General features: G+C 27.1%; 23 protein-coding genes. 2 read left to right on the top strand and 21 right to left on the bottom strand.

The window, feature by feature from the left end; genetic code table 11:
• The 3 genes from I1959_RS00900 to I1959_RS00890 are packed head-to-tail and all read right to left on the bottom strand — an operon-like array spanning window position 1 to window position 2,562.
• The gene (locus I1959_RS00900; protein ID WP_195236850.1) at window positions 1-993 is read right to left on the bottom strand and encodes a PhoH family protein; all 993 of its coding nucleotides are present in this window, start codon (window positions 991-993) and stop codon (window positions 1-3) included.
• 12 nt (window positions 994-1,005) lie between these two features.
• Window positions 1,006-2,313, bottom strand: a complete 1,308-nt coding sequence (yqfD, locus tag I1959_RS00895) for a sporulation protein YqfD (RefSeq protein WP_092927039.1) — start codon at window positions 2,311-2,313, stop codon at window positions 1,006-1,008.
• Window positions 2,314-2,325: 12 nt separating this feature from the next.
• The gene (locus I1959_RS00890) at window positions 2,326-2,562 is read right to left on the bottom strand and encodes a YabP/YqfC family sporulation protein (RefSeq protein WP_092927041.1); all 237 of its coding nucleotides are present in this window, start codon (window positions 2,560-2,562) and stop codon (window positions 2,326-2,328) included.
• A gap of 168 nt (window positions 2,563-2,730) precedes the next feature.
• Between I1959_RS00890 and I1959_RS00885 the strand changes: the two genes are divergently transcribed.
• Window positions 2,731-3,705, top strand: coding sequence for a hypothetical protein (locus tag I1959_RS00885; protein WP_195236849.1), 975 nt, complete (start codon window positions 2,731-2,733; stop codon window positions 3,703-3,705).
• Window positions 3,706-3,750: 45 nt separating this feature from the next.
• Here the strand turns inward: I1959_RS00885 and hpf are convergent, their stop codons facing one another.
• The 4 genes from hpf to I1959_RS00865 form a co-directional block, all read right to left on the bottom strand.
• Window positions 3,751-4,263, bottom strand: a complete 513-nt coding sequence (hpf, locus tag I1959_RS00880; RefSeq protein ID WP_195236848.1) for a ribosome hibernation-promoting factor, HPF/YfiA family — start codon at window positions 4,261-4,263, stop codon at window positions 3,751-3,753.
• A 157-nt stretch (window positions 4,264-4,420) separates the two neighbouring features.
• Window positions 4,421-4,918, bottom strand: a complete 498-nt coding sequence (locus tag I1959_RS00875) for a TspO/MBR family protein (protein WP_195236847.1) — start codon at window positions 4,916-4,918, stop codon at window positions 4,421-4,423.
• Window positions 4,919-5,132: 214 nt separating this feature from the next.
• Window positions 5,133-5,816: an LPXTG cell wall anchor domain-containing protein gene (locus tag I1959_RS00870; RefSeq protein WP_195236846.1), complete on the bottom strand. Its 684-nt coding sequence runs from the start codon at window positions 5,814-5,816 to the stop codon at window positions 5,133-5,135.
• A gap of 131 nt (window positions 5,817-5,947) precedes the next feature.
• Window positions 5,948-6,193 (bottom strand): (2Fe-2S)-binding protein, encoded by a 246-nt coding sequence (locus tag I1959_RS00865; RefSeq protein ID WP_092927051.1) that lies wholly within the window; start codon window positions 6,191-6,193, stop codon window positions 5,948-5,950.
• A 252-nt stretch (window positions 6,194-6,445) separates the two neighbouring features.
• Between I1959_RS00865 and I1959_RS00860 the strand changes: the two genes are divergently transcribed.
• Window positions 6,446-7,291: a patatin-like phospholipase family protein gene (locus I1959_RS00860; protein ID WP_166504952.1), complete on the top strand. Its 846-nt coding sequence runs from the start codon at window positions 6,446-6,448 to the stop codon at window positions 7,289-7,291.
• 32 nt (window positions 7,292-7,323) lie between these two features.
• Here the strand turns inward: I1959_RS00860 and I1959_RS00855 are convergent, their stop codons facing one another.
• The 14 genes from I1959_RS00855 to I1959_RS00795 all read right to left on the bottom strand — a co-directional run bounded on the left by I1959_RS00855 (window position 7,324) and on the right by I1959_RS00795 (window position 17,764).
• Window positions 7,324-7,869, bottom strand: coding sequence for a GNAT family N-acetyltransferase (locus I1959_RS00855; RefSeq protein WP_195236845.1), 546 nt, complete (start codon window positions 7,867-7,869; stop codon window positions 7,324-7,326).
• Window positions 7,870-8,265: 396 nt separating this feature from the next.
• Window positions 8,266-8,709, bottom strand: a complete 444-nt coding sequence (locus tag I1959_RS00850; protein ID WP_092927056.1) for a GatB/YqeY domain-containing protein — start codon at window positions 8,707-8,709, stop codon at window positions 8,266-8,268.
• Between the two features lie 28 nt (window positions 8,710-8,737).
• Window positions 8,738-8,917 (bottom strand): 30S ribosomal protein S21, encoded by a 180-nt coding sequence (gene rpsU, locus I1959_RS00845; protein WP_021125460.1) that lies wholly within the window; start codon window positions 8,915-8,917, stop codon window positions 8,738-8,740.
• A gap of 154 nt (window positions 8,918-9,071) precedes the next feature.
• Entirely contained in the window at window positions 9,072-9,422 is a 351-nt protein-coding gene (locus I1959_RS00840) for a histidine triad nucleotide-binding protein (RefSeq protein ID WP_092927058.1), read from the bottom strand.
• 224 nt (window positions 9,423-9,646) lie between these two features.
• On the bottom strand, window positions 9,647-10,948 hold the full coding sequence (gene mtaB / locus I1959_RS00835) for a tRNA (N(6)-L-threonylcarbamoyladenosine(37)-C(2))-methylthiotransferase MtaB (protein ID WP_092927060.1): 1,302 nt from the start codon (window positions 10,946-10,948) through the stop codon (window positions 9,647-9,649).
• Window positions 10,949-11,701, bottom strand: coding sequence for an RsmE family RNA methyltransferase (locus tag I1959_RS00830; RefSeq protein WP_092927062.1), 753 nt, complete (start codon window positions 11,699-11,701; stop codon window positions 10,949-10,951). It abuts the gene before it with no gap.
• An 8-nt stretch (window positions 11,702-11,709) separates the two neighbouring features.
• On the bottom strand, window positions 11,710-12,651 hold the full coding sequence (gene prmA / locus I1959_RS00825; RefSeq protein ID WP_195236844.1) for a 50S ribosomal protein L11 methyltransferase: 942 nt from the start codon (window positions 12,649-12,651) through the stop codon (window positions 11,710-11,712).
• A 199-nt stretch (window positions 12,652-12,850) separates the two neighbouring features.
• The gene (locus I1959_RS00820) at window positions 12,851-13,705 is read right to left on the bottom strand and encodes a MurR/RpiR family transcriptional regulator (protein ID WP_195236843.1); all 855 of its coding nucleotides are present in this window, start codon (window positions 13,703-13,705) and stop codon (window positions 12,851-12,853) included.
• Window positions 13,706-13,812: 107 nt separating this feature from the next.
• A complete protein-coding gene (locus I1959_RS00815) occupies window positions 13,813-15,309 on the bottom strand; it encodes a PTS transporter subunit EIIC (protein WP_092927068.1) in 1,497 nt (498 codons plus the stop codon).
• Window positions 15,310-15,332: 23 nt separating this feature from the next.
• On the bottom strand, window positions 15,333-15,998 hold the full coding sequence (locus tag I1959_RS00810; protein WP_092927070.1) for an N-acetylmannosamine-6-phosphate 2-epimerase: 666 nt from the start codon (window positions 15,996-15,998) through the stop codon (window positions 15,333-15,335).
• Between the two features lie 237 nt (window positions 15,999-16,235).
• Window positions 16,236-16,379 (bottom strand): hypothetical protein, encoded by a 144-nt coding sequence (locus tag I1959_RS15370; RefSeq protein ID WP_243239961.1) that lies wholly within the window; start codon window positions 16,377-16,379, stop codon window positions 16,236-16,238.
• A gap of 29 nt (window positions 16,380-16,408) precedes the next feature.
• Window positions 16,409-16,972 carry a hypothetical protein gene (locus tag I1959_RS00805; RefSeq protein WP_243239960.1) on the bottom strand — a complete coding sequence of 188 codons (564 nt, stop codon included), beginning with the start codon at window positions 16,970-16,972 and terminating at the stop codon, window positions 16,409-16,411.
• Window positions 16,973-17,244: 272 nt separating this feature from the next.
• Window positions 17,245-17,424, bottom strand: coding sequence for a (2Fe-2S)-binding protein (locus I1959_RS00800; protein ID WP_166504947.1), 180 nt, complete (start codon window positions 17,422-17,424; stop codon window positions 17,245-17,247).
• Window positions 17,425-17,434: 10 nt separating this feature from the next.
• Window positions 17,435-17,764, bottom strand: coding sequence for a DUF1540 domain-containing protein (locus I1959_RS00795; RefSeq protein ID WP_195236842.1), 330 nt, complete (start codon window positions 17,762-17,764; stop codon window positions 17,435-17,437).
• Window positions 17,765-17,769 lie beyond the last annotated feature (5 nt).

The following is a 17,769-nucleotide window of genomic DNA, read 5'->3' as shown; positions in this document are numbered from 1 at the left end:
TTACTTTTTTTTATCTTTTTTGCTTTCTTTCTTATCTAATTCCTTATTGTCAAATCTATCATAAGCTCTTATTATTCTTTGAACTAATTCATGTCTTACTACGTCTTTGTCTGTTAATCTTATACTTCCTATTCCTTCTACTTTATCTAGTACTTTTATAGCATGAAGTAATCCACTTTTACTTTTTCTAGGCAAGTCTGTTTGAGTTAAGTCACCATTTACTACTGCTTTAGAGCCATATCCTAGTCTTGTTAAAAACATCTTCATTTGTTCTGGAGTAGTGTTTTGAGCTTCATCTAGTATTATAAAGGCATTATCTAATGTTCTACCTCTCATAAATGCTAAAGGTGCTACTTCTATAGTTCCTCTTTCTAAATATTTGCTAAACTTTTCAGGACCTAGCATATCAAATAATGCATCATATAATGGTCTTAAATATGGATCTACTTTATCTTTTAAATCCCCTGGTAAAAAACCTAAACTTTCGCCTGCTTCTACCGCTGGTCTTGTAAGTATTATTCTACTTACTTCATCCTTTTTAAAAGCTTTAACAGCCATTGCTACTGCTAGATATGTTTTACCTGTTCCAGCTGGCCCTATTCCAAAAGTTATATCATTTTTCTTTATTAAATCTATATATGTTTTTTGACCAAGAGTTTTTGGCCTAACAGGATTACCTTTTTTAGTTAATACTATAGTTTCTTCTAGGTCTTTTATCTTTTCTTCACTACCTTCAAATAAAAGAGATAAAGAATAAGATATACTTTGCTTGTCTAAATGTTTTCCATTTTGTACTGTTGAATGTAGTTCATCCATTAGTCTTAAGGCTTTTTCTACATATTTTTCTTCACCCATTAAAACTATATTGCCTTCTCTTAATATTACATCTATATTTAAAGCATCCTCTATCAATTTAATATTTTCATCAAAGTTACCAAATAATTCTCTTTCAAACTTCTCTTCTGATACTATAAATTTCTTTTGTACTATCAATTTACGTCCTCCTTAGTTTGTATTTGAATTTTTATCTTTTTCTTTGCTTTTGTCATTTTCTTCTTTATCTTTATCTTCAAATTCATTTCTTATATCATTAATCGGTCTTTTATCAGGATTTTTAGGAATTTCTTCCTCTGACTCATTTTTTTCACTTTCTTTTATATATTCCTCTGCTTCTGACTTGCTAAGTGCGTAAGTATGCGCAATATTCTCAGTTGTTTGTACTGTTAACACATATTCTAACATATTATTTTTATTTACTTTATAATCATGGTCTACTTTTATGATTCTAGCTGATGGAGGTATAATATATTCTATTTCTTTTTGAGCCCTTTCTGATATTTCTTTTTTCAATTCTTCTTTATTCTTGCTTATCTTTTTATTCTTAGCTTCATAGAAAGTACTTACTTCAATTTTTATAGGAAAAGTATAATCTCCTATAGATAATTTATGTGTTTTGTTTTCTATAATATAATCCTTATACTTTATATTTCTCCTTAATGTATATTTTTTATCATAGAAACTTATGGTATATACTCTTTTTTTATTTCCTGTTTTTTCTTTTATAGTATCTTCATAGCTATCAGTTTTTTTAACTTCATAAAAAGTTGTTGCCCATATTTCAGGGAGAGACTTTGTATTTGCGCCACTTACTAACACATCTCCCTTTTTTACTATATCTCCAGGATTTACACTTGGGTTTCCACTTCTTGGTATTACCTTTTCTATTATACCATTTTTACTAGCAATTATATTACAATAATTTGAATCTTTAGTAGATTTTAGAGTTTCTGCTTTTTTCGTTACAGTTACAAATATATTTGTACCTTTAACATTTATAGATATGTATGCTATATCATTAAATTCTAACATTATATGGTCTCTTATTTCTTTTCTATCAATATTCTTTTTATAAACTCCAGGCTTTAGTCCTGCATTATATAGCTCTTTTCGTACATCATCTTTGTTTATCCCTTCTGGAACCTTTATGTATATATCTGTTACAAATTGAGATGTCATAATAAGTAAAAACAACGATATTATAGCACAAATCCACATTCCCTTTAATTTATAGATTCTCTTAAGTATAAATGGTACACCTGTTTTTTGCTTTACCTTTATATCAAAATTATTTCCCCTATAAGCTCTTTTTAAATCCTTCATATCTTCTCTATTTACACAAAATTCTATTTTAGTCTTACTTATTCTTTTTACATTATAAACTTTTACATTACTTCTTATTAAAAGGTTTATAAACTTTTCTATCTCCACTCCCTCTACACTTATAACATAATATCCCCTTATATAGCTTATCATACGTATTTCCCCCTAATCTATATATTCTACTGTGTATATAACTCCTTTTACACCTATTTCTTCTTCTTGTATATATTTAAGTGAAAGATCACTTCCGCATATTTTTATTGTTTTTTCTCTAGTTTTTATTTTTATTAAATCTGATTCATAGGTGATTATAGATATATAATTTTCTATACTTACGAAGGTATTTGAAATTATAGTAACTGTTGGTTTATTTACTAACAATTCTTCTGAAATATCTATCATACTATTCCTCCTTAATTTTTTACTTATTTTTCTTTTATGGAATTTAAGCCTAATAACTCCATACTAATATGATTATTTTTTTATTTAAATAAAGTCAGCGTGTAAACTTATAATATCTATTTGAATAAAATATCTATATATTTATGTTATTAAAAAAGAGGTGATTAAATGAAAAATATTTTTGCAAAAATCATACAAAATTGCATTTACCTAGATATATATTTAAGCTATCTCATAGATTATTCTTATTCGATTGATACGTTAACTTCTATAAAAGAGGAAAATAGTAGGAATACGAAGCTACTCTCTCAACTTTATAAAAATATATATCATAATTCTCTAGATAATGAATTTATCAGAACAACCAATTCATTATCCATAAATGAGGTAGATTTAAATTCTATACTTATACTTAGCTTTAATATACTTTCTGATTTAAAACGTTTAAAAAAATATGCGATAAGTAATTATTCGAAAAATATACTTACATCTCTTAATAATAGTTATTTTAATTTAATTTCATCTATGCAATCTTTATATCCATTAATTAAACCTAAATCTAAAATTAACTTAAGAAATTCTTATAATTTACCAAGTGACTCACGCATATTAAATATATGCGAAAAAACAAAAGATGATACTTTAGATACTACTTCCGATGAATATTTACGTTTTATTTGTATAAAAACTATAAATGCTATATTTGATGATTCTATTTGTGAAGAATCTATAATCGATGAAGATTTTGATATATTTTTCGATAATAATGATGCACTTAAGTTTTATCAGTATTTTTTTAAGACTAAAAATAAAATTTACAAAATAAGAATTTCTAAAAAAGATAATAAAATATTTTATATCTATCAGCGACCATATTTTAATTTAAAAATTCTTCCTATTCAAAGCAAAGATTTTTACCAAAAAATAGTTGATGAATTTTTGAAAAATAAATTAAGTAATTCTTATAATGATTTATACTATGATAAAAACTATATAAAAACTTATCAATATGATAATATAATTGAAAGTTATACATTTAAATATGATTATAAACATAATAATCTTAATAAAAGTTTATATATAAATATAAATACTCTTAATTCTCTAGTATATGAGTTGCTTCTTCTAGAGAATAAAATATAAAAAATACTGAGAAAAATCTCAGTATTTTTTATAAGCTACATATCTTTATTCATGCTCTATTAATCCATACCCACCATTTTTCCTTTTATATACAACATTTATTTCATAATTATCTTGATTTCTAAATATAAAAAAATTATGTCCTAAAAGTTCCATCTGAAGTACTGCCTCTTCTATGCTCATAGGTTTTAGATTGAATTTTTTTCTTCTTTTTATTATTATTTCATCATCTTCTTCAACTTCTTCTGAGTCTTTTATTATTAATGGGTCTGTACTAAATTTCAATTTTGATTTATACCTTATTAGCTTGCTATATACTTTTTCAAAGGCAGCATCTATTGCAGAGTACAAGTCTTCATTTATACTTTCCACTTTTCCAATATTTACATTATCTTCACTCATTAAAACCTCAATGTTATACATGCTTTCATCTTTTTCTATAATAACTTTGACACATCCATCTTCTAAAGAGCTTTTTAACTTATCAAATTTTGAATTAATATACTCTTTTATACCATCCCTTAATTCTACATTTCTACTACATATACTACGTTTCAATCAAATCCTCTCCTTAAAGTCTAATAAAATTGTATTTTATTTTTCACTTTATAGTCTCCCTTAATTTAATCATTGGCTTCTACTAATGTTTTATATTATAAGGTTTTTAATTATGATTAATTAAGTATATGTAGTATGTTATATATTGTTGCTTGTTCTATTTATTTATTATCCATATAAAATAATTTAAATATAAAGCATACATAATCCATAGAATATACGGTATATTTATATAAGTTGCTTTTTTATTTATTTTAAAGAATTTATATGTCATAACTATTACAATTAACAATATTATTACAAGCACTATTAATGCTGTTAGTCTTAAATCAAATCCAAAAAATAATATGCTCCATAAAAAATTAAGTCCAAGTTGTAACCAATAGTAAAACATTGCATCTTTTACTTTAGTAGATTCATAACCTTTTTTTAATATTAAATAAGCTGATATTCCCATTAATATGTATAGAATTGTCCATGCCATTGGAAATATAAAGCTGGGTGGTGCAAAGTCTGGTTTTATTAAACTTGCATAGTTGGCTGCTGTATTTGTTCCTGCTATTATTTGAGATATCATACTACTAGCATATCCTACTACTAGTGGTATGAGGACACTTATAAAAAAATTTATAACTTCTTTTACGGATATAATCAAAGTTATCCCCCTCTTTTCATTGTTTTCTTATTTATAAGTATGTACAAGTTCTCTTTTTTATGACAAGTTTATTTTCGGTATGTCAATATAAAAAATCATATATATAATTTCATAAGCAGTATATCTCTTTCTCAAATTTTATAGTTTTTAATTATAGATTATCAACAAAATAGGTAACTTATAATTTCTTAATATAAATAAAAGCCAATTCTAATTAGAACTGGCTTTTATTTGTATTATTCTTTTTTCTTTTTTTTATTATAAATACAATGATACCTATTAAAGCTATAATACCAACTACTAATATAGCTATATTTTTTATATTAGGTATTTTAACTTTAGCATATATATTCTCTACTTTTCCTAAGTTAAAATCCCAATTATATGTATGTATACCATCTTTTTCTGAGTTAGATGTTGCATTTGATTCTATCAATTCTAAAGGTGTATTTAAGTGGAAATTCAAATCAAAACCAGAACCAAGTAGACCTAACATACCTACTTCTTCACTACTCATATTTTTTTGCATATAATCTTTTAGCATTATGTTAACATCATATATATTATATAAAAATTTATCTTCTTGATTTATTTTTATTAAATCAGCGTATTTGCTTAAATCCTTGTTGTTATCAATTTTTATATCTTTGATATTTCCTATGTTTTCTGTTATTTTATAACCTGTTTTTCCTGGTTCTGTTATTTTTTCTACATTAGAATATGATTCTTTTAATTTGGCTTCATCTATACCTTTCATTAGGTAATCACTACTTAATATTTGTGCCGATGCACTTATATTTCCCTTTTTGTCTATATCTAATGTTATGTCTGTATTTACACAACCTGTCAAAACAAAAATAGATATAAATATTGTTATTAATGTTGTTAGTTTTTTCATATTATCCTCCAGTTGTTATTGCTATGACTATTTTACCATATTATATGGAAAGTATTTAAATTTTATATTTTAATTCATAATTTATTCCATTTTTAATATAATATAAATACAAGCAAAAGGATATACAAATCTTAATTAGATTTATCTTTACTTTCGTTTTTAGATTTTATAGCTTTGTATACAACTCTTTCAATAGAAGCGTTACATCTTCCACATCCCATACCAGCTTTTGTTTTTTTCCTTACTTCATTTATAGATGTTATCCCTTCATTTACCGCATTTTGTATATCAGCTTTAGTTACTTCAAAGCAACTACAAACTACTTTATTTTTGTTATCTTTGTTTTCTTTATACTTTTTAATTATATTCTTAAGCATTTTATACTCCTTAAACTTTTATAATATTTATATTATACCCATAGTTTCATACTTAAAAAACATCTACTACAAAGTGTTTTCTATTTAGTAAATACATTTTTCAAGTATTTTTAATTTTATCTGATAAATAAATATTATTATATTTAATATAAATTTAAATAACTAGACAATATAAACTCCTTATACTATAATAGTTGCAAAGTAAATGAAGTATTTTATATTATGTAAATTTAAAATATAGAAAGGATAATTATGAATAAAATAGGATTAATATTAGAAGGTGGTGGTATGAGAGGAATTTATACTGCTGGCGTATTAGATTTTTTCATAGAAAAGAATATAGGAGTTGATATGGTTGTTGGAGTTTCTGCTGGAAGTTGCCATGCTTCTTCTTATTTATCAAAACAATATAAAAGAGCTTATCATGCTACTGTAGATTATGTAAATGATAAAAATTACTTAAGCTTTCGTAATTTAATTAAAACAGGTTCTATATTTGGTATGGACTTTATGTTTAACAAAATACCTAATGAGTTAAATGTTTACGATTACGATGCTTTTAATAAATCTACTACTAAATTTATAGCTGTTGCTACTAACTGTGAAACTGGAAAACCAGAGTATTTTACTTTAAGTGATTTAAGAAAAGATATTATTTATCTTCAAGCCTCTTGTTCTATACCTATGTTTGCAAATATAGTTGAGGTAGACAATTATAAGTTGGTTGATGGTGGAGTATCTGATTCAATTCCTATTGAATACGCTATAAATCAAGGATATAGAAAAAATATAGTAGTACTTACTAGAGATTATACTTACAAAAAAAATAAACAAAAATTTACTTCAATTGTAAAAAGAAGATATAAAGCTTATCCTAATCTTGTTAGTGCTATTGAAAATAGACATATTAATTATAATAAAAGCCTTGATTTAGTAGATGAATTATCTAAAAAGGGAGATGTCCTTGTTATTAGACCTAAAAAACCTGTTAAAGTTAGTCAAGTTGAAAAAGATGTTAATAAACTTACAGCATTGTATGAAGAAGGTTATAATGACGCAAAAGAGCTATACGATGAAATATTAAATTTTATAGTTTAAATTTAAAATTCAAATAAGGACTAGAAAAATTTCTAGCCCTTATAATAATATTCTTTAGTTATCTCACATCTATGGATTTTTCCCATAACCATTTTACCTTGTAGCTTTATTTCTCTTTCTTCACTTCCTAAATATTTCATACCACATTTTTTCATTACATTACCTGATTTTATATTTCCGTCATAAAATTGTGCTTCTATTTTTTCTAATTTTAAATCATCAAATCCAAATTTTATTAGCCTTGTTACAACTTCAGTCATTATGCCTTTATTCCAATAGTCTGGGTTTAGACAATATCCTAGTGTTGCTACTTTATTTTCTATTCTACAAAACCCTGATGTTCCTATAAATTTGTTATTTTCTTTGTATGTTATACCATAATCATAAGATATTCCTTGTTTATACCTTTCTATAAAAAAGCTTTCTATTAAATTTTTAGTATTTTCTAAACTTTCATGTTTTGGAAATGTCATATACCTTACTACTTTCTCTTCTTTTGCGTATTCATACATATCTTTTGCATTTTCTAAACACACCTCTTTTAAAATACACCTTTTAGTTACTAATATTGGTAGCATAATATCCCCCTTAATTAAAAATTTAATACACGCCATATATTAATGATTTTAAAATCCTTCGATTATATATATATCTTAAGATTGTAGCAGAACATTATATATATTTCATTAGTCTTTATCTTTATTTATATGGATATATTGTTTTTCAATGGCTATAATTTAAGTAAGTCTTATTTTTTTATATTAATATGGTATGATTTTTATTTAAACTCGCTTTTAGAAACTCTATATCTATTTTTTTATATAATATTTTAAAGGAGGATTTTATATGGATATTCTATTGGATATAGGTGAAATTATTGCCGACTTTATATTAACTATATTTTCCGGTGATGACTTAAAAAAATTAAATAAGCACATTAAAAAACCTAGAGACTAGTCTCTAGGTTTTTCTATCTATTGTAAGTTAGCTTTCACTAACTCGTTTATTAGTTTTCCATCAGCTCTTCCCTTAACTTTAGGTCTAACAACTGACATAATTTTTCCCATATCCTTCATAGAAGTAGCTCCTACTTCAGATATAGTTTCTTTTATAATTGTGTTTAGCTCTTCTTCGCTTAACTGTTGAGGTAGGTACTCTTTTAAAACTTCGATTTCAGCCTCTGCTTCACTTACTAAGTCTTCTCTTCCAGCTTTTTTAAACTCAGCTAAACCATCTCTACGCTGTTTTAACTGCTTAGCTATTATATCTATAATGCCTTCATCATCAAGCTCAACTCTATTGTCAACCTCGAATTGCTTTATAGAAGCTCTTATTAAAGTTACCACAGATTTTCTTACTGTATCTTTATTTTTCATAGAAGACTTTAAATCTTCTTGTAACTTTTGTTTAAGGGACATTACCCTCACCTCTTTATTTCTTTTTTAACTATTTCTTAGCGTTTTTTCTTCTAGCAGCTTCTGCCTTCTTCTTACGTCTAACGCTTGGCTTATCATAGTGCTCTCTTTTTCTAACTTCAGACATGATGCCAGACATTGCACATGAACGCTTGAATCTTCTTAACGCGCTGTCTAATGTTTCGTTTTCTCTTACTCTTACTTCTGACATTTCATTTTCCCTCCCTCCGATAGTGCGAATTCTGCTGTGTCTATAACAAAGATTATAACATTTATATGTATTATAACCTCACACTTTGTTTATTATAAACTACTTTTATTTTTTTTTCAAGTATTTTATTTAAGAAGAATTTTTTAAATTTTTCTTACTTATTCATAGCTTCATACATCGGTAATTTTTGGCCACCTAGTATATGATAATGAAGATGTTTTACTTCTTGACCTCCATTTACGCCACAGTTGTTTATAACTCTGAAACCATCTTTATCAAAGCCTTGTTCTTTAGCTATTTTGTTTATCACCTTATGTATATGCGCCATTATGTCCATTTGTTCCTCAGATATATCTATTAAACTATCAAAATGTTCTTTTGGTATTACTAATATATGTATAGGTGCTACTGGATTTATGTCATTAAATGCTAATACTTTATCATCTTCATAAACTTTAGAACATGGTATTTCTCCATCTATTATTTTACAGAATATGCAACTCATAATATTTCTCCTTTTTGTTTATTATTTAACTTTTTAGGCTACTTAATCTATTTGTATATAATTATTTTACCTACTATTATTTAAAATGCCTTAAACAAACCTTTAAACGCGTATTACGCAATTTTTTTAATATATACTGTATTTAATTAAATGTACTAAAAGAAATTATGACAGTTTTTATAAATAGCCATAATTTCTTTTAAGTCATTTTATATTTCTACATATTATACTAAAATTCCTTCTACAAATTCATCATTAACCTTAGTTATCTTAACTTTAAGTATTTGACCTTGTATATCTTTTTCACTATCAACTATAACTCTTATATAATTAGTTGTTAATCCTTCAAATTTATTATCCTTCATTCTATGTTCAAATAGTACTTCTACTTCTTTACCTTCATATTTTGATGCAAACTTTTTAAAGTTTGTATGACCTAAAGCTATAAGCTTATCACTTCTTAACTGCTTCATTTGAGGATCTATTTGATTTTCCATAGTTGCAGCTGGTGTCCCTTTTCTTGGTGAATATTTAAATACATGCATTTGTGAAAGTTCTATTTCTTCTAAGAATTTATTTGTTACACTAAATTCTGCATTAGTTTCCCCTGGGAAACCTACTATAATATCTGTTGTTATTGCAACATCAGGTATATGTGCTCTTAATCTATCAACTATTTCTTTGTATTCTTTAGTTGTATATCTTCTATTCATTCTCTTTAGTGTTTCGTCACATCCACTTTGTAATGATAAATGATAGTGAGGACACACTTTGTCCATTTTAGAAACTTCTTCAACAAACTCTTCTGTGAATAATACTGGTTCAACTGAACTTAATCTTATTCTTTCTATGTTTTCTATTTCATCTATTGCTTTTATAACAGTTAATAAATTCATATTAGCATCTGTTACATCTTTTCCATAAGATGCAACATGTATACCTGTTAGAACTATTTCTTTGTATCCTTTATCTGCTAATTTGTTAGCTTCATTTACTATACTTTCTAAATCTCTACTTCTTACTTTTCCACCTCTAGCATAAGGTATTATACAGTAGGAACAAAATCTATCGCATCCATCTTGTATTTTCATAAATGCTCTAGTTTTTCCGTTTGTTTGATTTATTTCTATTTCTTCAAAGGCTCTTACCTTCATTATATCATCTACTGTACTAGCTTTTTGAGATGCATCTAGTTTTTTAATTTCTTCAACTATTTGTCTTCTTTCGTTAGTACCCATTACTAAGTTTACTTCTTCTATCTCAAGTATTTCTTCTGGTGATACTTGAGAATAGCAACCAACAACTGCTATTATTGCGTCTGGATTTTTCTTTTTCATTCTTCTTATATATTGACGTGATTTTCTATCACTCATATGTGTTACTGTACAAGTGTTTATAACATAAACATCTGCATAGTCTTCGCTTTCAACTTGAACATATCCATCTTTTTTGAACATTTCAAGCATAGCTTCTGTTTCGTATTGATTTACTTTACAACCTAATGTGTAAAATGCTACTTTTTTCACTTATGCTTGTCCTCCTAAGTCACTTAATTCATATAAAACTATAGAAGATGCTACTACTGATGCCGTTTCAGTTCTTAGTATTCTAGGTCCAAGAGATACCGATTGACCATTTATATCTTCTATTTGTTTAATTTCTTCTTCTGCAAATCCACCTTCTGGGCCTACAAATATTCCTATATTATTTATATCTATATCTTTTATAGCTTGTTTTATAGACTTCGTTCTTTCATTTTCATAAGGAACTATATTAAAGTCATTATTTTTCATATCAGCTAATGCTTCTTCGAAACTTAAAACGCCTCTAAGTGTTGGTATTTTTCCTCTTTTACTTTGCTTTGCAGCTTCGTATATTATCCTTTCCCAACGCTCTATTTTTTTGTCTTCTTTTTTATCATCAACTTTGGCTACACTTCTTTTAGTTTGTACTAAGATTATTTCATCCACTCCAACTTCTGTTAACTTTTGAAGTATCATTTCCATCTTAGGACCTTTTGGTAACCCTTGGTATAGCCTTACTTTAAGGTCTGATTCTCTTTTTATATCTATAGTTTCTACTATATCTAGAGTTACTTCTTCTTTAGATATACCCGAAATCTCTGCTATATACTCATTATTGTCATTGTCACATATTTCTAGGCATTCTCCAACTCTACATCTTAAAACTTTTGATATATGTTTTACGTCTTCACCTTCTATTATGCAAGTGTTATTTTCTAGGTTTATGTTTTTCTTTTCTACAAAAAATCTATCCATAATTTCACCTACTTAGCTATTTTAGATACTATAGCATTCCACTCACCTAAAGATTCTACATGTACTATTTCTAATCCATTTGAAACTAGTGCTTCTTTAACTTCATCAACCTTTGCATGTATTATTCCTGAAGATATAAATACTGCATCATCTTTCATAAAGTTTTTGATATCTTTAGCTAATAATTTTATTATATCTGCTATTATGTTTGCAACTACTATATCAGCTTTATCAGTTACAACTTCCATTAAATTACCGTAAAGTGCTTTAACACTTTTAGATACATTGTTAAGTTCTATATTTTCTTTAGATACTTTAACTGCTACTTCGTCTAAGTCAACTGCTAGTACATCTCTAGCTCCAAGCTTTGCAGCCGCTATTGCAAGTATCCCACTTCCACATCCGATATCAAATACTTTACTTTCAGGCTTAACGTATTTTTCTAATTCTCTTATACACATGCTTGTAGTTTCGTGAGTTCCTGTCCCAAATGCCATACCTGGATCTAGCTCTATTATAAGGTCTTCATCACCAGCTTCATATTCTTCCCAAGTTGGTTTTACTACTATTTTTTCTCCTATTTTAGTTGGCTTGTAGTAGTTTTTCCATTCATTAGCCCAGTCTTCTTCATCAACGTATGATAATTCAACTATTGCTTCTCCTACATCTATACCGAACTCTTTTAATCCATCTATTCTTTCTTTTATAGATTTAATATCTTCACTTACATCTCTTTCTTCTGTTATGTATGTTTTTATTATTACTCCGTCGTATCCACTATTAAATATTTCTTCTTCAACGAAATCCCAATCAAATTCATTTTTCTTTTGGAATTTGAAGTCTTTAGGATCTTCTATAGATACTCCTCCTACATTGTGTTCGTATAATATATTAGTTATAGCTTCAACTGCTTCTGTTGAAGTTTTTATTGTTATTTCAGTCCATTTCATGTACTACACCATCCTTTTAGAATTCCTGTTTTTACGTAAATTTTATTATATCATATTTAGTATTATCTTTAAAAATAATCTTTTATACTTTTAAAGAAAATTAATTTTTAAAATTAGTTTTCTTTGAAAGTATTATTAATTAATTTTATAATATTAAAAAAGGCCAAGAAAATTCTTGCCCTAATTTACATTAGCACATTTACCTGTATATTGTATATTTGCCTTTTATAGCTTCTGTTGTCTTTAATTTATTGTCGTGTGCTATGCCACCCATATCTTTGACTACTTGTGTATATATAATATCCAATACAAACATCTGAGCAAGTTTTGAATACATTGAACCACTTTCAAATACTCCTTCATTTGAAATATACGATAAACATATGTCTGATAAGCTCCTAACCTTAGAATCTTTATCATTAGTTACTGAAATTACAGTAGCTTCATTTTTCTTTGCCATTTCTACTGAACTTACTATATCTTCTGTCTCTCCTGTATGAGATACACAAACTATTATATCTCCTTTTTTCATTAAAGAAGACATCATTAATATAGTATGACTATCACTAAAGTAATTACAATTTATCCCTATCCTCATAAATTTATAGTTAATATCTTGTGCTATTATTCCAGAATATCCAACTCCAACGAAATACACTTTATTTGCTTTTCTTATTAGTTTTGAGCACTTATGAATATCTTCATAGTTTATTATTTGTGCTGTATTTTCTAAAACATATATGTTGTTATGTAAAAGCTTTTTAGCAGTTTCTCTTGCATGTTCCTTATTATCTATACTGCTATCTATTATATGCTTGTTCTGGATATTCGTAACTTCTTGTGCTAAGGTTACCTTAAAGTCTTGAAATCCACTAAACCCTATCTTCTTAGCAAATCTAGTTATAGTAGCTTCTCCAATATTATTATCTTTAGCTATTTCTGATATAGATTTATATGAAAAGTTTTCCATATCATTTTTTATGTAATCTATTATTTGTCTTTCTGATTTAGTAAATTTTAAATTTTTATCATCTAATTTATTTATTATACTCATTTAACCAGCCCTTTTTATAATAATTCTTTAACTTCCTTTAATTATTTTTAATATTAAAAGGTGTATAAAATATTATACACCTTTTAAGTATTTAGAAACTATATAAATTATTCATTAGTTCCTAATATATCATTTATTATATTTTTATATAAAACTGCTTTGGCTCCAAATACTGCTTGTATTCCTCCACCAACTTCTAATACATCTATTGCTCCTATTTTTTTAATTTTAGCTTTATCTACTTTATTGACATCTTTAACCGATACTCTAAGTCTTGTTATACATGCATCAACTTCTTCTATATTTTCTGCTCCACCTAATGCTTCTATTATAACAACTGCATCGTCCTTTAAAGAATCTTTATCAGTTACTTTAACTTCTTCAACTTCATCGTCTCCTCTTCCTGGCGTTGGTATATTAAACTTTGTTATGAAGAATCTAAAAGACACATAATATATTGCAAACCATAATAATCCTACTGGTATTACTAACATCCAATTTGTTTTGTCATTTCCTTGTAATACCCCAAATAATGTGAAATCTATTATACCGCCAGAGAAAGTATTACCTATTGATATGTTTAATATGTCTGCCACAAAGAAAGATATACCATCTAGTACTGCATGGAAAACATATAAAAGTGGTGATATAAATAAGAACATAAACTCTATTGGCTCAGTTATACCTGTTACAAATGAAGTTAAAGCTGCTCCTAAGAATAATCCACCTACTAAATTTCTTTTTTCTTTAGGTACACAGTGATACATTGCTAAACATGCTGCTGGTAACCCAAACATCATTGTTGCGAATCTACCTGCAAAGAATCTTGTTCCTTCTGTAAATAACCCTACATGATTTGGATCTGCTAATTGTGCAAAGAATATATTTTGAGCTCCTACTACTTGCTTTCCTGCTACTGTTGCTACTCCTCCAAGCTCTGTCATCCAAAACATTGGATATATCATGTGATGAAGTCCTACTGCTCCACAAATTCTCATTAAGAACCCATAAAAAAATGTTCCTACTGGCCCAAGTACTGCTATCTTCTCACCTAATACTACTAACCAACCTTGGAATGTTGGCCATACTATAAAGAATATCGCTCCTACAAATATTGATGCAAATGCAGTTGCTATTGGAACAAATCTTGAACCACCAAAGAAACCAAGTACTGCTGGTAATTGTATGTTATTGTATCTATTATGTAGCCATACTGCAACTGATGCTATTGCAATTGAACCTATAACTCCAGTATCTATTGCTGGTGCATCTGGTGTAAATATTCCAAGCATTGCTTTTATAGATGCATTCATTATAACGTATCCTACCAACGCCGCTAATGCCGCTGTTCCCTTATCTTTTTTAGCTAACCCTACTGCTAATCCTACTCCTAATATTAATGCTAAATTTCCAAATACAGCGTCTCCTGCTGATGACATTATAGTAAATATTGCTTGTAGCCACGGTATATTTAAAAATGGATAAGCATTTATAGTATTTGGATTTGATAATGCTCCTCCTATTCCTAAAAGTAAACCTGCTGCTGGTAATATTGCTATAGGTAGCATAAATGACTTTCCTACTTTTTGTAAGTATTTAAACATATTTGTCTCCCCTTTATATGATTTTACTTTATAGCATTTACAAACTTTGCTGTTATAAGTTGTGGTCTAGTTATAGCTGAACCTACTACTGCTGAAAATGCCCCATTTTCATATACATCCTTTAAATCCTTTGGTGTATTTATTCTTCCTTCTGCTATAACTGGTATATATAATTCATTTGATAATTTTTTTATAAGCTCTAAATTTGGACCTTCATGCTTTTCTGAGTAAGAAGTATATCCACATAATGTTGTCGATATACAATCACACCCTAGATTTTGAGCATTTAAGGCTTCTTCATATGTTGATATATCTGCCATTACTAAAATACCAAAGCTATGTATATAATCTATTAAATCTTTTAAAGTTTCACCATTTGGTCTAACTCTATCAGTAGCATCTATTGCTATCATTTCACATTTTGTCTTTGAAAGTTCTTCTACTTCTTTTTTGGTAGGTGTTATATATATTTCTGAATCACTATAATTTCTTTTTATAATTCCTATTACTGGTAAATTAGTTGTTTTTTTTATTTCTAATATATCTTCCACGCCTTGTGCTCTTATAGCTACTGCTCCACCTTCTTTAGCTGCTTTTGCCATCTTTCCCATTACAAATGAACTATGTAATGGTTCATTTTCTAAAGCTTGGCACGATACTATAAGTTTTCCTTTTATTTGTGTAAACATCATCTTCCCCTCTTCGCAATCGTTTTTTATGTTCAAATTTTATCATATCATTTTTATTTCTGCAAGTTTTTTTCCTTTTTTATTATTTTTCTCAGTCTATTATTTATATTTTAGAAAAATATTTTCATTTTTGAAATTAATCAAAATATCTATATTAAATTCAATTGTGAGTATTATCTTCTTTGTATATAAAAAGCTGTCTAAAAGTATTTTAACTTCTTTTAGACAGCTTTTTTCTTATGTATCTTGATTAGATATTTGCCTTGGCCACGAAAGTAAATCTTTTCTAGATATTTCTAATTCTTTTTCTTTAGGAAAATGTATACTACAGAAATAATTATGATAATTTGCAGTCCATATATACTTGTCCCATACTCTCATGTTTTCTCTATTTATAAATAATTGTTCTTCTATTTTCTTTTTATGTCTAAGTAATAATTCATATTGAACTCTCTCAAATTCATATTCATTACTACACTCTGTATAATATTAAATATAGTATTTAAGTAATTTAAAAACCAATTTCCATCATTATCTATAAGTATTTTATTTTTCTGAGGTGCTACATCATAATGGTTCATATAAGTTTGTACTTTTGATACGGTATTGTTATCTAATATAATCCTTGGGTAACAAGCAATCTTACTTTCTGTGTTGTGGGCATCCAATAGCGCTGGTCCAAAAACTATATCTTCATTTATATAAAAGTCCCCCATGCTTATACCACCACGAACGAAAAGTCCTTCTAAGGATAGTTTAAACTGATACTCTGCTACATTTTCTAATATTTCATCTAGTTCTTTTTCTCCATCCCCTTTTATAGGATAGGCCACTACCATGTTATCCGTAAATATTTTTATTTTACCTTTACTGTATTTATTAGGTATTATACATTGTTTATTTTTATTTATAAGGTAGTTTATTTCTGTTGGTAGATTATTCCCATATCCATTTTTAGAGGAATTCACTATCATTTGTGAAAATCCTAGTATGTCTATCGCACATACAATAGAGTTTACCAACCTTGGATTGTCTCATCATATTTTATTACATTCATTTTTACAAATCCTTAACTAATAATCATATATATTATACTTTATTTTTTAATAATCTACTATAAGCTTGTATGCGCACATAAATAAAATATATACTACCTTTAACTTATATTTTTTAGTATAAAAATACTCCATATATTTTTTAATATAAAAATATATGGAGTATTTTAGTAATTCTAAGATTTTTTTCTTTATTTATGTTTTTCTATTAATTCCTCAATTTTAGAAATACATCTGCTGCCTTTACATGGACCAGTTGTTGCTTCAGTCTTTTCTTTTACAGCTTCTATACTTGTTGCTCCTTCTTTTATAGCTTTTACTATTGCTTCCTCACTTATGCCTTTGCATAGACATATTATATTTTCACTCATATTTTCCTCCTTATTTTTGCTTGAATGTAGAACATTTTGTTTCCATATATAAGTTTACATTTTCTCCACTTACTTGTACTACATCTGCATTGCATAATTTGTTACTGTTATATGTACATGTAGCTACATTGCATATTAAACAATCACAAGCATTACTTGAATTTTTACCTTCACTTGCATTATTTATTAACGTTGAGTAATGTCTTTTGTCTAAGAAAGAACCACAACATGTTTCTTCTGTATTTTTTGCTCCTTGTCCACCTATATTTACACGATTAGCATAACAAGTATCTTGACAATTATGAGCACAGTTTGTTACACTACAACTTATTTTTTTCATATATA

The organism is Romboutsia sp. 1001285H_161024_C4 (assembly GCF_015550185.1).
Taxonomy (GTDB): Bacteria; Bacillota; Clostridia; order Peptostreptococcales; family Peptostreptococcaceae; genus Romboutsia_C; species Romboutsia_C hominis.
This window is presented reverse-complemented; position numbering and strand designations above follow the sequence as displayed.